Origin of the sequence: Paenibacillus sp. SZ31 (genome assembly GCF_012912005.1) — a bacterium.
Classification (GTDB): Bacteria; Bacillota; Bacilli; order Paenibacillales; family Paenibacillaceae; genus Paenibacillus.
In genome coordinates this window covers 85,345-104,902 of sequence record NZ_JABBEA010000017.1, presented here as the reverse complement: position 1 = coordinate 104,902, position 19,558 = coordinate 85,345, and the positions used below count along the sequence as shown (strand labels likewise).

16 protein-coding genes and 1 other annotated feature are annotated in these 19,558 nt (G+C 45.7%); of the genes, 4 read left to right on the top strand and 12 right to left on the bottom strand.

All coding sequences use genetic code 11. The annotated features are described in order from the left end of the window. Positions 1-244 precede the first annotated feature (244 nt). The 6 genes from HF638_RS24285 to HF638_RS24260 all read right to left on the bottom strand — a co-directional run bounded on the left by HF638_RS24285 (position 245) and on the right by HF638_RS24260 (position 7,992). On the bottom strand, positions 245-517 hold the full coding sequence (locus HF638_RS24285) for a hypothetical protein (protein ID WP_017687779.1): 273 nt from the start codon (positions 515-517) through the stop codon (positions 245-247). 23 nt (positions 518-540) lie between these two features. After that, a complete protein-coding gene (gene nth, locus HF638_RS24280) occupies positions 541-1,236 on the bottom strand; it encodes an endonuclease III (RefSeq protein WP_169482525.1) in 696 nt (231 codons plus the stop codon). Positions 1,237-1,399: 163 nt separating this feature from the next. Next, a complete protein-coding gene (locus tag HF638_RS24275) occupies positions 1,400-4,138 on the bottom strand; it encodes an S-layer homology domain-containing protein (protein ID WP_169482523.1) in 2,739 nt (912 codons plus the stop codon). A gap of 72 nt (positions 4,139-4,210) precedes the next feature. Next, positions 4,211-4,882, bottom strand: a complete 672-nt coding sequence (locus HF638_RS24270) for a GerMN domain-containing protein (protein WP_169482521.1) — start codon at positions 4,880-4,882, stop codon at positions 4,211-4,213. A gap of 35 nt (positions 4,883-4,917) precedes the next feature. Further along, positions 4,918-6,327: an N-acetylmuramoyl-L-alanine amidase family protein gene (locus tag HF638_RS24265; protein ID WP_169482519.1), complete on the bottom strand. Its 1,410-nt coding sequence runs from the start codon at positions 6,325-6,327 to the stop codon at positions 4,918-4,920. Between the two features lie 258 nt (positions 6,328-6,585). Continuing rightward, the gene (locus HF638_RS24260) at positions 6,586-7,992 is read right to left on the bottom strand and encodes an N-acetylmuramoyl-L-alanine amidase family protein (RefSeq protein WP_169482517.1); all 1,407 of its coding nucleotides are present in this window, start codon (positions 7,990-7,992) and stop codon (positions 6,586-6,588) included. A gap of 349 nt (positions 7,993-8,341) precedes the next feature. Between HF638_RS24260 and HF638_RS28465 the strand changes: the two genes are divergently transcribed. After that, entirely contained in the window at positions 8,342-8,911 is a 570-nt protein-coding gene (locus tag HF638_RS28465) for a hypothetical protein (RefSeq protein WP_211175769.1), read from the top strand. Positions 8,912-9,025: 114 nt separating this feature from the next. On the opposite strand, the gene leuD is transcribed toward HF638_RS28465, so the two are convergent. Continuing rightward, positions 9,026-9,628 (bottom strand): 3-isopropylmalate dehydratase small subunit, encoded by a 603-nt coding sequence (leuD, locus tag HF638_RS24250; protein ID WP_169482515.1) that lies wholly within the window; start codon positions 9,626-9,628, stop codon positions 9,026-9,028. A gap of 31 nt (positions 9,629-9,659) precedes the next feature. Next, complete coding sequence (gene leuC, locus HF638_RS24245; RefSeq protein WP_169482513.1) at positions 9,660-11,081, bottom strand: 3-isopropylmalate dehydratase large subunit; 1,422 nt, start codon at positions 11,079-11,081, stop codon at positions 9,660-9,662. Between the two features lie 380 nt (positions 11,082-11,461). On the opposite strand from leuC, the gene HF638_RS24240 reads away from it, so the two are divergent. Then, on the top strand, positions 11,462-12,382 hold the full coding sequence (locus tag HF638_RS24240; RefSeq protein WP_169482511.1) for a LysR family transcriptional regulator: 921 nt from the start codon (positions 11,462-11,464) through the stop codon (positions 12,380-12,382). Between the two features lie 246 nt (positions 12,383-12,628). Here the strand turns inward: HF638_RS24240 and HF638_RS24235 are convergent, their stop codons facing one another. The 4 genes from HF638_RS24235 to HF638_RS24220 form a co-directional block, all read right to left on the bottom strand. After that, the gene (locus tag HF638_RS24235) at positions 12,629-12,814 is read right to left on the bottom strand and encodes a hypothetical protein (RefSeq protein WP_017687767.1); all 186 of its coding nucleotides are present in this window, start codon (positions 12,812-12,814) and stop codon (positions 12,629-12,631) included. A 90-nt stretch (positions 12,815-12,904) separates the two neighbouring features. Further along, on the bottom strand, positions 12,905-13,726 hold the full coding sequence (locus HF638_RS24230) for a carbon-nitrogen family hydrolase (protein WP_169482509.1): 822 nt from the start codon (positions 13,724-13,726) through the stop codon (positions 12,905-12,907). A 73-nt stretch (positions 13,727-13,799) separates the two neighbouring features. Continuing rightward, a complete protein-coding gene (locus tag HF638_RS24225) occupies positions 13,800-15,422 on the bottom strand; it encodes an AraC family transcriptional regulator (RefSeq protein WP_169482507.1) in 1,623 nt (540 codons plus the stop codon). A 202-nt stretch (positions 15,423-15,624) separates the two neighbouring features. Then, entirely contained in the window at positions 15,625-16,620 is a 996-nt protein-coding gene (locus HF638_RS24220) for an ABC transporter substrate-binding protein (RefSeq protein WP_169482505.1), read from the bottom strand. Between the two features lie 260 nt (positions 16,621-16,880). On the opposite strand from HF638_RS24220, the gene HF638_RS24215 reads away from it, so the two are divergent. Both HF638_RS24215 and proB read left to right on the top strand, forming a co-directional pair. Beyond that, positions 16,881-18,089, top strand: coding sequence for a pyridoxal phosphate-dependent aminotransferase (locus HF638_RS24215; RefSeq protein ID WP_169482504.1), 1,209 nt, complete (start codon positions 16,881-16,883; stop codon positions 18,087-18,089). A 64-nt stretch (positions 18,090-18,153) separates the two neighbouring features. Further along, positions 18,154-18,368, top strand: a binding site (T-box leader). An 82-nt stretch (positions 18,369-18,450) separates the two neighbouring features. Beyond that, positions 18,451-19,554, top strand: a complete 1,104-nt coding sequence (gene proB, locus HF638_RS24210) for a glutamate 5-kinase (protein ID WP_169482502.1) — start codon at positions 18,451-18,453, stop codon at positions 19,552-19,554. The last annotated feature ends 4 nt before the right edge of the window (positions 19,555-19,558 follow it).

Sequence of the window (19,558 nt, the reverse complement as noted above, 5' to 3'; positions counted from 1 at the left end):
ATTTTAACATTATCAAGTTTGAATTTGAACGGTTGGAATTGAATATACCTAAATGAACGTATAAATTCTATAATCTAAAAAAAATAAAACCGACCAAGTCGGTTTTATCTCGTAATACGTTTTATATTCGGCATTTAGCAAAATGCTTACGCCAAGTATCTGTTGCATGAATATCGATAAGATCACCTTAAGCACAATGACTCTCATGACATTAATGCAACAGAACCAATAGTGTAATCACTTCTTATGAAACTGCGTTCTCCATGGAAGGCAGCAAGATTTCAAATACTTGTCCATGTTGCAGAATTGTAATGTCTCTGCCCTTGTCTCTCATAACAACAACTTCTGGTTTAACGGACATACGCTCCAGATAATGTTCAGGCACGTCGCCAGAATGGCTTACTGTGATGCCTTCTACTTCTTTTTCTTCATTTTCAGCCATTTCCTGTTCAACGATTTGTTCAAAAATATCGGAGAAGGCCTCAAAATTGTCAGTGTACACGGAAATGCATTTCATGATTATTCATCCTTTTCTGCTCATTAATTTATTTTGCGTTTTCGGGTGGTGACACGTTCCTTATCTTTCCTGATTTGGGACGTTTTCATACGTTTTTTTCCTTCCCTGCATATGTCCAGCAATGGACAGATATGACACGCAGGGTTCTGTGCCTTGCAATGGTAGCGTCCAAAAAATATAAACCGGTGGTGAGTTAAAGTCCACTCATCCCGGGGTACGCGCTTCATTAGTTTCTTTTCGACTTCAAGTACGGAGTCATCCCAACCTGCAAGCGCCAGTCGCTTGGATACTCGTTCAACATGAGTATCTACCGCAATTGCCGGTACTCCAAACGCATTGGAAACAACTACATTCGCGGTTTTCCGACCGACACCTGGTAGCGTTACAAGCTGATCATGTTCCTGCGGTACATCACCGCCATACTGCTCTATTAAAATTCGGCACATGTTCTGAATATGCTTGGCCTTGTTCCGATATAAACCGATTCGCCGAATATCCTGTTCCAGCTCTTCGAGAGGAACCACCAGATAATCAGCTGGGCTTCTGTATTTCTGGAACAAATCTGCGGTTACCTTGTTCACCGTTTCATCGGTGCACTGGGCAGACAAAAGGACAGCTACCGTCAATTCAAATGCATTGCTGTGATTTAATTCGCAATGTGCATCAGGAAACATTGCTTCCATAGTTTCGAGTATATGTCTAACCGTCGCTGCATTCATGAAGAGCTACCTCCCACAAAATGACTCCATGCTGAGGAGCCTTACTTCGAAGCTTCATCCAAGTACTTTGCGGGGACCTCAAAAAGCTTGCAAAAAAAACGTCTTGATGCGGGAAAGATCCCGTATCAAGACGGTCATTCTTTTGATCCTCGAAAAGAAACGATTACTGTTTTTGAATCTCCAGAATTACATTGTTCAGGAGATACAATACAATATTATCATTATCTCTGAGAGATTGCACGCTTAAAGTATTGTCACCCTGGTGAACAAATACACTTGATCCGAGTGCAAAACGATAGTTCGTGTCTGCTGTCGATTCCCGTTTAACCAGAATCTGGTTACCAACGCCATCATAAGACCAGAACTGTTTGCTCATGACAGTCAGCACTCTGAAGCGTGTGGAATTATCCGTATCTTTTGTCATTTCGACACGATCTCCAACCGTAAGACTCGTCAGTGAAGTTAATGTAGAGCCAGATTTCACGACTTTAACCGAACCGCTAACAGGCACGGTTTCAGTCTGGCCATTAAACTGCTTAAGCGTTACGGATGAAGCATCCACCGCTGTAACTTCAGCCAGCGTACGCTTCACGACTTGAACCGCTTTTGGCGTAGCTCCTTCAAACGTTACATTAATCAGGTTGCCTGCTGTCAGTTGTGAAGGCGTGATCGTCTGACCACTTTCTCCTGTCAGTACCGCTTGATCCACGTAGAACTGACTTGTCAACAGATCCGATTTCACTCGAATACGACCATTCGCTTCCAAGGCAACCACTTCAAATTGAGCCACAGTGTTCAGTGCAACCTTCTGCACCACATCCTGATTTGCTCCAAGCGTTACGGTAACGTTGTCACCGATTTTCAAATCTCCCAGACTTGCGCCGGATTTGTTATAGATTTCAACTGTAGGAGCGGTAGTATAAGGCACTGTGATCGTCTGATTACCAGACAATAAACTGATTTTTTTGCCAGAAGTGTCAATGCTGCTGATCGTACCTTCGTACTTATAAATCACCTTAACGGACAACGCACGTGTTCCCACATAGGTCAGATCCAATTTGCGACCATCATTTAAGAGCGACTCCAGACCAGCGAGTGTAGGTTTGGTCGTATTGTAATCCAGTTTAGTTTTCTCATCCAATGTAAATACAAACGGCTTCTTGTTGTTGTCCAACACAGTAAGTACCTTGGTTTTACTGTTGTACGATACAACCGTTACCCCGTTCATTGGCTCCATCTGACGTCCAATAACCTGAATACGCGTTACCTGATCGTCAGAGTTCAATGTCAGCTCCACCTGATCCCCGTTCGTTGCATCCGTGATCAGATCATTCAACGTTGCATCCTGAATGCCATTGATGATGACTTCCGGCTTTTCAGTGAGCAATTTCGCCTCAAGAGAACCCCCTTCACGTTTGAACGTTAACGTGGATTGGTTGCCACCGATCTCAACCAATGTTCCGCGCACAGACTGTTCCACACCTTGAGACAACTCGATCGTTTGCACGATGCTGTCTTTCACAGTATATTTCACGGCACTGCCGGCTTTCAGATCAGCTACTGACAGGATACGGTTTTGATATGTGATAAGTAGATTGTCATTGTATGCAAACTGTTCTGTAGCACCCGCTGCATTGACAAGTTTGATCGTTTTGCCAGAGGTAGACACTTCAGCAATGACGCCATTGTCACTCTTGTTCACAATGCCGGATTTCACACGAATAACGACTGTTTTTTTGTCAGCCGAGAACGTCTCCCGCTGTACTTCGATGATGCTATCTGCTGTAATATCGGACAGTTTGATTGCATTACCATTCTGATCGATGAATGCAGTTGCTTCATCATAACTGTACGTTTCGTAATTTTCGCCTACAAAGATACCAATTTTATTTCCTGATAATGAACGTGCAAAAGTCCCCTCAACGCTTTCCACCTGCGGTGTAGCATCAACAACTTCCACATAGGAAGCCACACCTGTAGAACCTACAATCATAACTTTCGTATATAGTTTCACATCGGTGGATGAAGCACGAGTTTCACTATCTTTCGTAAAGTAAGGCGTACTGCTGTTCACTGCGAAGTTAACGGCTTTACCGTCCACAACCAGCGTGATCTGCCCATCTTTCAATCCAGTCACATAACCCGTGGATGTGTTGGGATACGTTGTATCCGTTAACGATTCGCCACGACTGAAGAAGGTAGCGAGCTGAGCACGGGTTACGGAACCGGTTGGATTGAATTTGTTGCCTTCTACACCTTTGGCCAGATCCAGGCTAACAGCCAGATTGACATAACCTTTACCACTTTCGGAAATATCTGCATTATCAGCAAATCCCGTGGATTGATTGTTTTGAGCCTTGGCTTCAGCATCCTTGTCCAATGAACGGATTAACAGTTTCGTAATCCATTCCCGTGAAGCCGGTTTTTGACCCCAAGATGTCTTGGATACATCCACCGTTGATTCTTCCGTCTTGTCAACCAGTCCCAGTTGAAGTGCCAGCGCGACATATGGCTTGAAATAATTTCCCACTTCCATGTTTGTCGGTAATGCCGCAGCCGTGTCGGTATTCAACTGGCCCTCTTGATTCATAAAACGGATTGCCATCGTTACAGCTTCTTGCTGTGTAACCGCGTCTCCTGGACGGAACAGGCCATTATTACCGAGAAGAATCCCTTGATATGCCAGTTTGTACACATGTTTCTCAGCCCAGTATCCGACCTTGATGTCACTGAACAAACCAGTTGGTGCAGCCGTATTCGTTATTGCCGCAGTCTGACCCTGCCCCGTTTCTGTTGATTCTGCTGCCATGGCAGCTCCGCCGGCGCTAAGGGCCATCATGCCTGCAAGCACGGCTGATACTACTTTTTTAGAGTGTGATGGATGGTTATATTTAAAAGTCACCTATGATTCCCCTCTCTCATGTAAAACGACCTATATTCCGTGGCTTCACGGTACGCCAGCATGCTGTACAGCCTATTCGGATCTTGTCATTGGATGTTCAAGATCCACATGGCCCATCAGACTCTCGGACTGCTGACCGTCCACCAGTAAGTCAAGTGATTTAACTTCATCAAACTGGAAAAATGTTTGTTTCAGAGCATCCAGCGCATAAGATTCTCCACCTGCACCAAGACGTGCCGTATCTGGCATATGAATATCCAACGTAAGGGCTCCATCCTTGAATTGAACAGATTTCAATTCAATTTCTTTCGCCCACAGTGGCACAAGTTTAGCGTCTTTGCTCTGTTGCAATGATTCAAAGGCAGCCTTGTATTTGGCATCATCCGATGCATATGAAATCTCTGCCGAAGCTTTGTGCAACTCCAGTTCTTCTTCATCCGTATAGAATACAGTGATCGTTTTCTTTTCATTACCTTCGGAAGTTGCTGGCGTCTCCGTGGACGTTCCGCTAGGCGGAGTAGTCGTCTCTTCTGAGCTGCCTTCCGTGGATTCTGAAGGTGTTGTGTTCTCTTCAGGTTCAGCGGTTACCGGTTCGGTAATGGTTTCGCCTTCAACCTCGGTCACATTGGTCTCGGTTCCTGCGCCTTGCGTCTGATTCGGAGCAGCTGTTGGCTTGCTTCCACATCCAGCAGCAACTGCCATAACCGTTACCAGCAAAGCTGCAATCCATATTTTCTTGTTCATTCTAACTCCGCCTCCTCAACATAAGGGCTTGTCCCTTATTTAATTCCCAGATACTCCTTGATTCCTGCAACAATGCCTTTGGCAACGCTGTTCTGGAAACTTTCAGTGAACATTACTGCCTCGTCGCTCTTGTTGCTAAGGAATCCTCCTTCCAGCAGAACTGCTGGCATTGTCGTTTCACGGGTTACATGGAGACTTGCCGTTTTCACTCCACGATCTTTCAGTCCGGAAGACTGCAAAAGATACTTGTGCATCACTGTAGCAAGTGCTTTGCTGTTGGAGCGTGTATAGAATGTCTCTACACCATTCGCAGCAGCAGGACCACTGTTAGAATGAATAGAGATGAAGATATCTGCTTTTAAGTCCTGTGCAATCTTCACACGTTCTTTTAATGCCAAAAATGTATCATCGCTGCGCGTTAACACAACGTCAATTTTGGATTCTTTTTTCAACAAGGCTTCCACTTTCAGAGTCACTGCCAGATTGAAGTCCTTTTCACGTTTGCCTGATATACCGATTGCCCCAGGATCCTGATCTCCGTGACCTGCATCGATAACGACAATTTTTTTGCCATTATCACCAACTGGAGGGGCAGGCGTACCACTTTGATTGTTGAGGTCAACCATGATCAGTCCGGAATCATTTTGCACACTGTACCCTTTTGAACTGGACAGATCGATCACAAAACGAAGTGTAGATGGACTGTTGCTGTATAACGAGTAACGAATCTTAGACACATCCGGATAACCGCTAACGACGAGTTGTCCATTCTGGTTGCTGTCTAGAGCCTGTCCTTCACTGAATGAATCAGCAAATGCGGTATTCGGCAAGTCTATTACGATTCGATCCGGTCCTGTCATCGTGAAGACGTTCGGCTTCGTACTTCCGCTTGTTGCAATCATGAAGCGGTTGTCGCTGAAGCTGATGCCGTTCACCAGTACAAGACCTTCCTGATCCGATCCTCCGCCTTCATTGCCAGAGTTCGGAGGTGTGGTTGTCCCGTTTCCGGAACCTGAATTCTGGGTAACTAATGTTACCGTCTTCGTGGTATTGTTCCAACCCACCTTAAGACCCATTTCCTCACCTATAAATCGGAGAGGCACGAGTGTAGTACCATTTTTCACGAGTGGCGGGGCATCCAGGTTTACGTTACTGCCGTTCACCGTTGCCGTCTTCTGTCCAACAATCATCTGCATGGCAGTGTTGTCTTTGCTAATAGTCACCGTTTGTGTTTGTTGCTTCCACTCCACGCTATACCCAAGATTCTCAGACACAACCCGGATCGGAACCATCACCTTGCTGTTGATAATTTCCGCCTTCGTATCCGATGGCTGTACGATTTCTTTTCCGTCTAGGATAATTTTCGTGTCTGTTGCTGCATGACTATAGCCCGGGAAAACGAGCCCAAAGACAAATAACAGTACCAAAAAACCGAACTTCTTCATCCTTCACCCCTACCATTCTCATATTTTTTTGCCGCATGTTGTCATTTTCCAACTCCGACTGACCGCTTGGGCATTACCAGACACCTATTAGACGCCCTTCGCTCTCAAAAGTTGCGAATATATTCCAACATAACAGAAAAAAAACGTTGTCAGATCAAGCTTTTTTTACATTTTAATGTCTGTTTTTTTCCTTATTTATCAAATATACATCTCTAAACAACGTACTACCCTAACCTTCATATTTGCGCACAATCTACTTTACAGTCCCAAAAATTCAACAATTCCGTCCACAATCGCCTGTGCACATTTATCCTGGTATTCTTCGGTGAGCATGACTGCTTCATCTGTTGGGTTACTTAAAAAACCAAGTTCAAGTAACACAGCAGGCATGGTTGTTTCCCGAGTCACATGCAGACTCGCCGTTTTAACGCCACGATCCTTGAGGCCTGTTATCGGCAATACATGTTTGTGAAGGGTGTCAGCCAAAGTCTTGCTTTCTTTGCGACTGTATAGCGTTTCAATGCCGTTTGGTACTGGTGTGGTGAATTTGTTTCCATGAATGGACACAAAAACATCTGCCTTATTCAATTCAGCAATATCTACGCGTTGTTTAAGCGAAAGCTCTGTATCATCCTGGCGTGTAACGACCGTCTGAATATCTTCGTATTGTTGAAGAATTGCCTGCACCTTCAGCCCTACGGCCAGATTGAAATCTTTCTCATAAGCTCCTGACAAACTCACTGCCCCAGATTGACGACCACCATGTCCCGGATCAATGACCACAATCGTTTTGCCATCATTCGTAGGTACTGCCGGTTGGCTTGTGGGTTCTCCACTCGTGGCTGTCAGGTCAACGAGCAAGACATTGTTATCTCCAACAGACCATTTGGCGGTGGCCGTCTGAGTCAAATCCAGAACAACACGTACGGTGGAAGGCGTCTTGCTGAACATAGCATACCGAACTTTGGAAACCAGGGATGAATCCGTAACGAGAATCTGTCCGCTACCATCCGCGTTAGAGGCTTGTCCCTGAATGAATTCCTGAGAAAATGTGGCTGCAGGCAGATCAACAATAATGCGGTCTGGCCCACCAAGACTGGACACTTTGGGGCTAATATTGCCGTTTGTCGCTACAATTAAGCGATCTCCGCTGAAGCTAATGCCTTGAAGTTCTGTCAGACCGTCCGGGACAGGCGTCTCGACGGGGTCACTGTCACCTTCTGTTCCAACTACGGGTGGAATACTAAATAGGCTTACTGTCTTGGTTCCATTGTCCCAGCCCACACGCAGACCCATGCCTTCCCCGACAAAACGTAACGGAACAAGCGTTGTTCCTTGTTTGATCAGTGGAGGCGAATCCAGGTTCACCACGTTTCCATTCACTGTAGCTGCATCTTTGCCGGCCGTCATTCGAATCGTGCTGTTTCCTTTTTGAACCTGGACTGACTGGGTTGCCTTCTCCCACTTCACCTCATAACCCAGGTTCTCAGATACAATTCGGATCGGAACCATAACCGTCTTTCCGATATTTTCTGCAGGTGCTCCCGTCTGCTGATTAATGGTTACACCGTCGAGCACAATTGAGGGCGTGGTGTCTGCATGGGCCATGATTGGAAATAAACATAGGAACAGAAGAAAAACGACTGCTGTCGACCATTTTTTCATACCTCATCCACCATTCTTTTTGTCATTTGAACATCCGGCCTGATTCTCTGTAGCGTAACATCAATGACGCTATGTAACCTTCCATAATCTACTAATCAGTTTATCAGATATTCCCCCTTCATCCGGTTACAACGTTGTCATATTCAGTCGGAAATAAGGTTATAAAAGGAGATGGCTTTTCAAGCACAGTTCACTTTTCACATGAATGTATATCGATTTCGTTTCAAGGATGTCATATATTGACGATATTACCTCTATTAATGTAACTTTAAAGTATACATATACTGGCACAGGAATTGCAGCAAACAAGTGATTTATTAGATAAAACATACGACTAGGAGGGAAATGAATGCTCACCCTATATAAGAAAGAATCAGATGGCAAGATACTTTATGCGGAATACTGGATTGAAGAAGCACAGGTTGTGGAACACATCGGTACAGTTGGAACTTATGGCACAACGACCAGAACAGACTTGCCCGGTTTGTATCGTGATGAGGCCGAATACAGAAATGATTTTCTAACGCGCTTCACAGATCAGGGCTATGAGGAAGCGGCCAATCAGTACGGTTACATATTGCTTATCCAATATCCCATGAAGAGTATGGCAGGAAGTAAACGTGATTTGTGGCTCAAGGATAAAGCTAGTGAGGCACTGATCAGTGAGCTGGGCTGGAAAGGGCTCGGCGTTGTCGATGGGCACGATATGGGCAAGACAGCAAATCCAGTCACAGCATTTGCGTTGAATATATACTGCTATGTTGTGGATGAAAAACTCGGGATTCAAGCAATTAAGCGTGTGCTTAAAGAGACGAGACTGGACTACACACGAATCAAAATTGCATCCAGAGAACTGGAGAATGACGGGGAGTATGTTTTGAAGTATTCGGCCAAGAAGGATCAGGAGTTCTACGTATAGATGACTCATTAATATAAATTAGCTTCTGAAATTAAAAAAAGCTTCTGTCTCACCGATAGGAACACGGTTCCTTTGGGGAGACAGAAGCTTTTTACTTGTCTGATACTTTAACGATTAACCGAACAGTTTTGCCGCGTGGCGTTGTTCATACGCAGCGATCTCATCATCATGTTGAAGGGTGAGACCGATATCGTCCAGACCTTGCAACAGGAATTGACGACGATGCTCATCTAGATCAAAATCGATATGCAGTCCGTATGCATCAGTAATTGTTTTGTTTTCCAGATTCACATTCATCTCATAGCCTTCATGTGTTGCTGTACGTTGGAACAAGTCTTCAACTTGCTCTTCTGACAGCTTGATTGGCAAGATTCCGTTCTTAAAGCAGTTATTATAGAAGATGTCCGCATAAGATGGAGCGATGACACAACGGAATCCGTAATCCATAATCGCCCATGGCGCATGCTCACGGGAAGATCCACAGCCAAAGTTGGCACGTGAGATCAGGATGGATGCCCCTTCGTAACGAGGTTTGTTCATTTCAAAAGAAGGAATGTTGTTGCCCTCTTCATCGAAACGCCATTCATAGAACAAAAATTGTCCAAATCCGGTACGTTCAATCCGTTTCAAAAACTGTTTCGGAATGATTGCATCTGTATCTACATTGACCCGGTCTACCGGTGCAACGATGCCTTGTAATGTCTTGAATTCTTCCATATTAAACGTTCTCCCTTCTGTCTGTTATAAATTAGATCGCTGCTTCCGTTTTGAAATTCCAGTCCCGTACATCCACAAAGTGACCTTTAACCGCCGCTGCTGCTGCCATTGCCGGAGATACCAGATGCGTACGTCCTCCGCGTCCTTGGCGTCCTTCAAAGTTACGGTTGGACGTTGAAGCACAACGTTGTCCTGGCTTCAATACATCCGGGTTCATCGCCAGACACATGCTGCATCCCGCATCACGCCATTCAAATCCAGCTTCCGTAAAGATTTTATCCAAACCTTCTTGTTCTGCTTGGATTTTAACTCGTCCTGAACCTGGTACAACAATTGCTGTAACCTGACTGGATACCGTGTGACCTTTAGCCACTTGTGCTGCTGCACGCAGATCTTCGATCCGTCCATTGGTGCAAGAACCGATAAATACATAGTCAATTGGAATCTCAGCGATTGGTGTTCCCGGTTCAAGTCCCATATATTCAAGCGCTTTTTCAGCCGCTTTACGTTCATTTTCAGTAGGCAGTTCAGCCGGAACAGGAACTTTCGAAGAAATGTCGGTTCCCATACCTGGGCTTGTTCCCCAAGTTACTTGCGGAATCAATGTTTCCACATCGATTTCAACTATATGGTCGAACTCCGCACCTTCATCTGTTACAAGCTGTTTCCAACCCGCTACAGCTTCATCGAACTTGGCATCCGCCGGTACATACTCACGTCCACGCAGATATTCAAATGTTGTTTCATCCGGCGCGATCAATCCTGCTCTTGCTCCACCTTCGATGGACATGTTGCAGACCGTCATACGCTCTTCCATGCTCAACTCACGGATGGATTCGCCTGTGTACTCAATAACATAACCTGTTGCAAAGTCTGTACCGTATTTAGCGATGACTGCGAGGATCATGTCTTTTGCGGTTACACCCGGGTTACGTTTGCCGACAAAACGAACTTCCATTGTTTTGGCTTTCGCTTGTTGCAAACATTGGGTTGCCATAACGTGCTCAACTTCACTGGTTCCGATTCCGAATGCCAGTGCGCCAAACGCACCGTGTGTGGACGTATGACTGTCACCACATACAATCGTTTTGCCCGGGTGAGTCAGACCCAATTCAGGTCCCATAACGTGAACAACGCCTTGATCAATCGTATCCAGATCATACAATTTCACGCCGAAATCACGACAGTTTTGCGAAAGTGTATCAATTTGTTGTTTGGAGATTGGATCTGTAATGTTGAAACGGTCTTTCGTTGGAACGTTGTGGTCCATTGTTGCAAATGTCAGCTCAGGGCGACGAACTTTACGTCCACTCAGACGAAGGCCTTCAAATGCCTGCGGAGAAGTTACTTCGTGCACCAGATGCAGATCGATATACAGAATGCTTGGTTTGCCTTCTTCTTGATGAATTACGTGATTTTCCCAAATTTTCTCAAACATCGTTTTTTTACTCATCATTTTCACCTCATCATAAGTTCGGTCCTTGGAAGAGCCTCGTGTTTTCCTCTAAAAAGTGAAGCTCTTGAATGACATAAATATATCACCCTGTCCTTCATTGTTCCAAGATATAATATCTATAGATGTAATAGGTTTAACCTATAATGAGGGAAAGACAAATAAACCACTGCTCATCGCAGAGGTTTCAATTGATAACAATTATCATTATCATATAAGTCTTATACTACGTTCCCGCCTCTTCGCTGTCAATGCTTTTATACAAAATAAAGAAGCACCTTCTTGGAACTTGACTTTACCAGTATAGTTCCTGCATAGAGAATGATTTCTTCATCTGTAGTGATATAATGGTGGCATAACGAAAGGAATGACCAATAACGATGGAATTCAGACAACTTCAATATACGTTGCAAATTGCGGCTGAACGCAATTTCTCACGAGCAGCAGAGAAGCTGCATATTGCCCAGCCTTCATTAAGCCAGCAATTATCCAAATTGGAAAAAGAATTGGGTGTGCTGCTGTTTCAGCGTAATACAAGTACCGTGGAGTTAACCCATGCGGGTGTTACGTTTGTCGAGCAAGCCCAGAAGATCGTAGATGCCGTGGAGCTATTGCGTCAAGAAATGTCCGATATCTCCCAGCTTCGCAAAGGTAAAGTCGTTGTGGGCAGCATGCCGATCACGGGATCACACCTGCTCCCACATGTGCTTCCTGCGTTCCAACAAGCTTATCCCGAGATTGAGGTTACCTTGTTAGAAGACTCCGGGCTTACGCTTGAGAAATTGACAGCAAGCGGCAAAGCAGATCTCAGTCTGTTATCTCTTCCTTTACAAGAGCCAAGTCTCGCCTACGTTGCCATTGGAGAGGAAAAGATTGATCTGGCAGTTCCCCCGAATCACCCTTTGGCACGCAGGGCAGATCCGGAACATCCGCTTCCTGTGCGAATTGAAGAACTTCGGGATGAACCCTTTGTTGTATTGAAAAAAGGACAGGGCTTCCGCAAACTTACATTTGATCTCTGTGAGCAGGCTGGTTTTGATCCCCAAGTTGTGTTTGAAAGCACAAATATTGAAACCGTTCAGTCGCTGGTCGCCACTGGTATGGGCATTACACTGGTTCCACGCTTTATCGCCCGTGCCCCGCGCAGTGAATTCGTGCCTGTATACGTCCCACTCGCTGAGCCAACACCCAGCAGAACTCTTGTTGTGGCTTATCGTCAAGGCAGAGTACTGTCGAAGGCAGCCGAGGCATTCATCCATACGTTTCAACAGACTGTGGCCGAACTGTCTCAAGGAGACTAAGAAATTGCTCTATGGTATAGGTACATTTCTCTAGGTACATTTCATACTGAACCAAAACAAAGGCTTGACCCAAATGGGCCAAGCCTTTGTCATATACTCGTTTCCCGCATCCGCAGGATAGAGTTCTTACCTTGCAATCACAGTATCTGGTTACAGTACAATGTTGCTTGTTAAATCGTTTAGCTTCAATGCTAATTTATAATGTTAACGTAGAAACGTACATAAGAAAACTTCATGTTTGGCGGTTTATTTACGTAAATTACGATCGCTTGTCAGCCTGTTTTGCTGATTCATGACACGGCCTTCGTCCTGAACAGTTGAATCAGGGGGTGATAGCCCTCCTGCTCCATTCTCTAAGAATGCCCTTAAGTGATCTTCCCTTGTGTTATCCTGTTCCAGTCTCCTGAGCGTATCTTTCACATGGTTGTCCATTGATTGATCATCCTCCTTGGTGACGGGATAGTTATCATTACCCGCCTCATGGAAGAATAAACGCTCCGATGAAAATTTTATTCCGCTTTTTTATTTTTCGCCAAAATAAACGCCAGGTCGACGGTCTTCAAATACGGGAATCCGTCCGCGAACCTCATCTACCAGAGATGGACGAATAATTCCGGTCACGATCTCTTCCCCTTCGCCACCTTCAGCTACAATCTCACCCCAAGGATCAATGATGAGAGAGTGTCCGAAAAATTCGGTCTCCCCCCCTTTACCTACGCGGTTACAGGCGATCACATACATCTGGTTCTCAATCGCTCGTGCCGTAAGCAACGTACGCCAGTGGTGTAGACGAGGGTTCGGCCATTCGGCCGGTACAATCAATGCCTTGGCACCGTTCAAAGCAAGTGTGCGGGCAAGTTCCGGAAACCGGATATCATAACAGATCGAAGCACCAGCTGTAAGACCGTTCTCCAACTCAAAAATTTCAGGTTCCGCACCAGGCTGTAGATATTTCTCCTCATCCATCAGACGGAACAAATGTAATTTATCGTATCTTGTTACCTGTTTTCCTTCACGATTATAAGCGTACATTGTATTGTATATTTGACCATCCCGCTTCTCGGCGATTGAACCGCCAACGATGGAAATTTGATGTTTTTGAGCAAACGCAGACAGCCACTCCCGTGATTTCTGGCCTTCCGGGTCAGCGAGTTCATGAATTTGCGTCAAAGCGTATCCGGTATTCCACATCTCAGGTAGCACAGCCAGCCCTAGATCCGGATATTGTTCTACCGCACGTTCAAGCAACGACTGCATATGTTTATGATTGGCCTCAGGGTCTCCGAGCTGAATATCGCCCTGAATCAGGGCTACACGCATTTCTCCCTGTTGTTTTTCTGTCATGACAAGCACTCCTCTGAACCGTAATACCTGCTATCATAGCTTGATCCTCCTGAGGACTGCAAGCCTGTTTTCGTTATGAACTTCCACATAATAACTCAGGCAGCAGGGTCAGCAATCGATCACTCGTGAGCGCGTCACCCACATTCCAGATCGACTCCTCCACAGGGTATACCCGTCCATTCTGCACAGCCGGAAGAGCATTCCAACTGGGACTTTTCATCAGCATCTCTGTAGCCTGCCGGGCTACGATTTCCTCAGGCAGCATGACAAATACATGATCTCCCGCATACTGACGTACTGCTTCAGCCGAAATTTCCTTATAGGCTCTGCCAGCCGTAAGTGCTTCCTTCACTTTGGTAACTGGCCTGAATCCCATCGGATGATATAACATAGGCGCCAGACCGATATTGCCCATAACAAATAATCGTGCACCCCGATGGTATGTAAATACGGATGCCGTTTCCCCTGCTTCAATCGCCGTATGGATCTTCGCCCACATCTGCTCAGTACGCTTCCCATAGGAGGTTAGCCATTGTTCAACCTGAGATTGTCTCCCAAACCAATTGCCCAAACAGCGCATTCGCTCGTCCAACATGGCATGTGAATTGTAAGCAAGTGTAGGTGCAATCCGAGAAAGTTGTTCATACTGCTGTTCATTGCTGCTATCAAAAATAATCAAGTCCGGCTTCATGATAACAGCGGCTTCCACATTAACCGGAGCAACCGCGTCATAGGTCTGATCTCCCAGCAACTGAATGCCCAGCATCAGCAGATCTCCGGCGGAATCTCCATAATACATAATTCGCTCCGGATTTACTGGAATATTCACATCATGACCTAACCAATCTTGTACCAACGTCTGCTGCTGAATAGATCTGTCATATTGACGAGGAGACAATCCGGTCATTTGGCGAAAACGCCTGCTGAAATAATACTCGTCCTTAAAGCCCACGCGGCTTGCTATATCCCGAAGCGGTTCATCCGATTTGCGAAGCCATTCCTTGGCATGTTTAATGCGCACATGATTCACATAATCGAGCGGCTTGTGACCCGTGAGTTGTCTGAACAGGGTCGTATACTGTACAGGTCTGATTTCCGCAAGACGTGCCAGTTTCTGTACAGTGATTTCTTCAGCATAATGATCGTCCACATACTGAATCGTACTTTGTAGCCTTGCTTCCATGCTCTGCTCCGTCTTTGGAGACGTGTACCGGGTAATTATCATCTCCATCCATTTTTGGAACTGTGCATTCAGATGACTGTATTCTGCATCTGTTTTATAATTCCGAATTACATACATCTGCTCCAGCAGCCCACTTAACGGAGCATAGGGATAACCATTCAATTGGTTTCTGTGCTCAAATACAGGGCGTGTAAAGAGCTCCGGATCACCCGTCAACACATGAATAACATCAAAATCCATCATGATATATTTCAATTCCGAGTGATTACGATGTTCAATCTGGTACCCCTCTCCCGGAGAAAGCGGATAAACACATCCCGTAGTAAACGGAAACTGTTCATGTCCAATATATAAACGCCCATCCCCTTCTTCGCAGATCAGGAACGCATGTTTCTCGCAAGCAACTTCCAGCATCACCTGTTCAGGTGGTTCAATTCGTCGTACCAGATGATCCAGCCGAAACATGAATGCTGAAAAGAACAACGTTCCCCCATCGGCATCCAAAGCCTGCATGTCGGTTCACCTCGTTTTTCTAAAATGAGAATAATTATCAATCATTCTGTATGATCTGATTATAAGCGAGCAATTGTTAATAATCCAGATATGAGTTTAATCAGCAAAAAAGAGCGTTCAACGAAATGTTGAAGGCTCCTTTTACTTTTATAAAACTGCATTCCTCAAAGGTGTTACTGTTGCCTTACTAGCTCATCACCAATTATTGGATCATCTGTTTCGGCAGCTCTTGCAGCAGCCACTCCCTGGAAAGAGCATCACTAGAAGCTTTTACGATATTAAAACGATATACTTTTCCTTCTTTCACCGCAGGCAGGTTCTTCCAAATTGAACTATCCAGCAATTCCTTCGTGGATTGCTTGGCATCGTCAGTCACAGGATCCAGAATAAATATCCGATCACCGGCAAATTCAGATAATTTTTCAGTTGAAATTTCTACGAATCCCATGTCTGCATCCAATACTTTCTGAATTTCCGCGGTTGGCTTCAGCCCGTCTTTTCCATATAACAGCTGTGGCAATCCTGCACCCGCCATGACAAACAGACGATTCCCGGGATACATGGTGAATACCGAAGCCGTCTCCCCTTCTTTTAATCCGTTCTCATGAAGTTGCGTCCACATCTCTTCCGTCGCTTTTTGATGAGCCGTGATCCAGTCCTCTGCCTCTTGCTTCTTGTTCAACAAGTCGCCAAGGATACGCATGCGATCTTCTATTAAACCGAACGAATCAAATGTAACCGTGGGTGCAACCTTCGCGATCTGATCATATTGAGCCTCGTCACTGTTGGAGAAAATGATCAGATCGGGATTCAGGCCTAGCGCCTTTTCCACACTGATCGGAAATCCTACATCTTCTGACTGAGCAACCTGATCATCGAATACGGTTCCCTCTTGACGAAGTATGCCGACAGGAACAACACCAAGCGCAAGCAGATCCCCTGTAACTTCTCCATGATAGATAACTCGCTTCGGATTTACAGGAACCTCAACCTCATGGCCTGTCCAATCTTTGAATACGCGGGTCTCGCCCTCGTTCGTCTCTTCCGTTGCAGTTTGGGTCTCTGTGGTTTTTGTGGCTGCTTTGGAATCATCTGCGCCAGCAGCAGGTGTTGTAGCCTGATTTCCACAAGCCAGTAGCAAAATGGATAACCACGTAACCGTAAATAATACTGCCGTATTTCGAATGCCCTTTTTCATTTCTATTTCTCCCCCTATATCATGTGCGTTGTGCAATGAATTAATGATATTGATTATCATTATCGGATATTATCATAAATCAGGGTCTCTCCCATCTCAATGGACAAAACTAAATGAGCACTTTCAGTTTTGTACAATACACCGCTCTTGACTGCCATTTACTGCATAACCAAGTGGATTTCCCTCTATACAGCTCGGGATTGACGTGATAAATTAATGAGAACTATTTGCCATTATTAATAACCGGAGTGATGAATATAATGACCCATTCAGACCATACATCTGCTCGTTCAGCTTTTACGATACCGACTTCTGATGTGATGACACAGCTGCCAACGCAATTTTTTGCTACCCTTGTTCAAAATGTAAATCGCGAAATCGCAAGTGGACATGACGTGATTAACCTGGGTCAGGGGAACCCAGATACACCTACACCACCTCATATTGTGAAAACACTGCAAGAGTCGGCTGAAAATCCCCTCTACCACAAATATTCACCCTTTAGAGGATACTCTTTCCTGAAGGAAGCTGTCGCCAAACGTTATAAGGAAGATTACAACGTTGATCTGGATCCAGAGACTGAAGTTGCCATTTTGTTCGGGGGCAAAACAGGTCTGGTTCAGTTACCACAGATACTGCTTAACCCCGGCGACACCGTTCTTGTTCCCGATCCGGGCTACCCGGATTACTGGTCTGGTGTTGCACTCGCCAAAGCAAACATGTCATTTATGCCTTTGCTCGAGTCCAATGCATTCCTGCCGGATTACGAAGCTGTTACAGCCGAAGATCGGGAGAAGGCCAAGCTGATGTTCCTGAACTATCCTAACAATCCAACGTCAGCAACGGCACCCCTTTCGTTCTACGAAGATACGGTTGAATTTGCCATTCAAAATCAAATTGTCGTTGCCAGCGACTTTGCTTACGGTGCGATTGGATTTGACGGACATCGTCCCGTAAGTTTCCTGCAAGCCCCTGGTGCCAAAGAAGTTGGTATTGAGTTCTATACGTTATCCAAAACATACAATATGGCTGGATGGCGTGTTGGATTCGCGCTTGGTAATGCAGAGATTGTCTCTAAAATCAATCTGCTTCAGGATCATATTTATGTCAGTCTTTTCGGTGGAATTCAAGCTGCGGCAACAGAAGCACTTACCGGCTCTCAGGAATGTGTTACTTCACTCGTTTCACGTTACGAATCCCGACGCAATGCGTTTTATGACGCTCTTTCCTCCATTGGTTGGCTAGCTTCGAAACCAGCGGGTTCATTCTTCAGCTGGTTGCCTGTACCTGCCGGTTTTACCTCCGCTTCATTTGCAGACTTGTTACTGCGAGAAGCCAAGGTGGCCGTAGCCCCAGGTATTGGTTTTGGTTCGCATGGTGAAGGCTATGTGCGCGCAGGACTGCTAAGTGATGAAAACCGATTACGCGAAGCTGTAGAGCGGATTGGCAAGCTGAATTTATTCAAGTAATTTACAGGACCATAACCCCTTTGCATATGCCAAGTTTCCATGGTATGTTATAAGAAATATTGAACGAAACGTGATGACGGGACCAGTAAGAGAATATCAGTCGCGCCCAGAGAGTAAATTCCACCCTGCTGAAAGAATTTACCGCGACTCTTCTCTGAAACCTACCCCTGAGCGGCCTGTTACGTACAGGACAGTGCCTTCTGTTACAGGGCATGAAGCCGGATGATCTAATCATCAATAAAGGTGGTACCGCGGAAGTAACGAACTTTCGTCCTTTTTAACTAAAGGGCGGGAGTTTTTTTTGTACCCGCTAAAGCCTGCTCCAGAAGCACTTATTAATCATGTTTAAGGAAGTGAAACCATGACTTCACGTATTGTAGTTAAGATTGGAAGCAGCTCGCTTACAACGGAAGAAGGCGGTCTGGATCGCAGTTCGATCACTTTTTTTGCCGGAGAAATCGCAGCATTGGCTGATCAGGGTCATGAAGTACTCTTGGTCACCTCTGGAGCAGTAGCGGCCGGATTCCGGGAGATCGGTTATCCTCAGCGCCCCAAACTGCTACATGAGAAACAAGCCGCAGCGGCCGTTGGGCAGGCATTACTGATGCAGGCATATCAACAGGCTTTTGCAGCGCACCGCGTTACTACGGCGCAAATTCTGTTAACCCGAACAGACTTTCACAGTCGTAAACGTATGGGGAATGCAGGTATGACCGTAGAAGAGCTGCTTAAACAGCGAGTGATTCCGATTTTTAATGAGAATGATACGGTATCGGTGGATGAATTGAAGTTTGGTGATAACGATCTGTTGTCCGCATTGGTTGCGAACCTGGTGAAGGCACAGCATTTGATCATTCTTACCGATACCAACGGGCTGTACACCGCAGATCCGCGTAAAGATCCGTCTGCCGTACGTTACGACCGTATCCCCGAAATCACGGCTGAGATCTACGCTTTTGCCGGTGGTTCAGGATCATCGGTTGGCACAGGTGGCATGCGATCCAAAGTCGATGCGGCCAAGGTTGCTACACGTGGAGGCGTACCCGTATTTGTGGGAAGTGTGAAAGAACCTGGAGATATGCAGCAGGCGGTTGATGGCACGGGCAAAGGAACTTACTTTGAGACACGACTCGCTTCGCTATCCCGTAAAAAGCAGTGGCTCGGCTTCATGTCTACTCCGCTGGGTACAGTCGTTGTCGATGATGGTGCTGAAGAGGCACTTGTTCATGGGGGGCACAGTCTTCTGCCTGTAGGCGTCAAGCGGGTACTGGGAACCTTCCACGCCGGAGACGTCGTTGAGGTCATTGCCATGGATGAAACCTTGCTCGGTCGCGGTATTGTCAATTATGATGATGACCAGCTTCGACTCATTGCCGGACTCCCCAGCGGCGAAGTGATGAAACAACTTGCTAGCATCCACAGACTCGAGGTTATTCATAGAGACGAGTGGATTACGTTAAAATAAACAT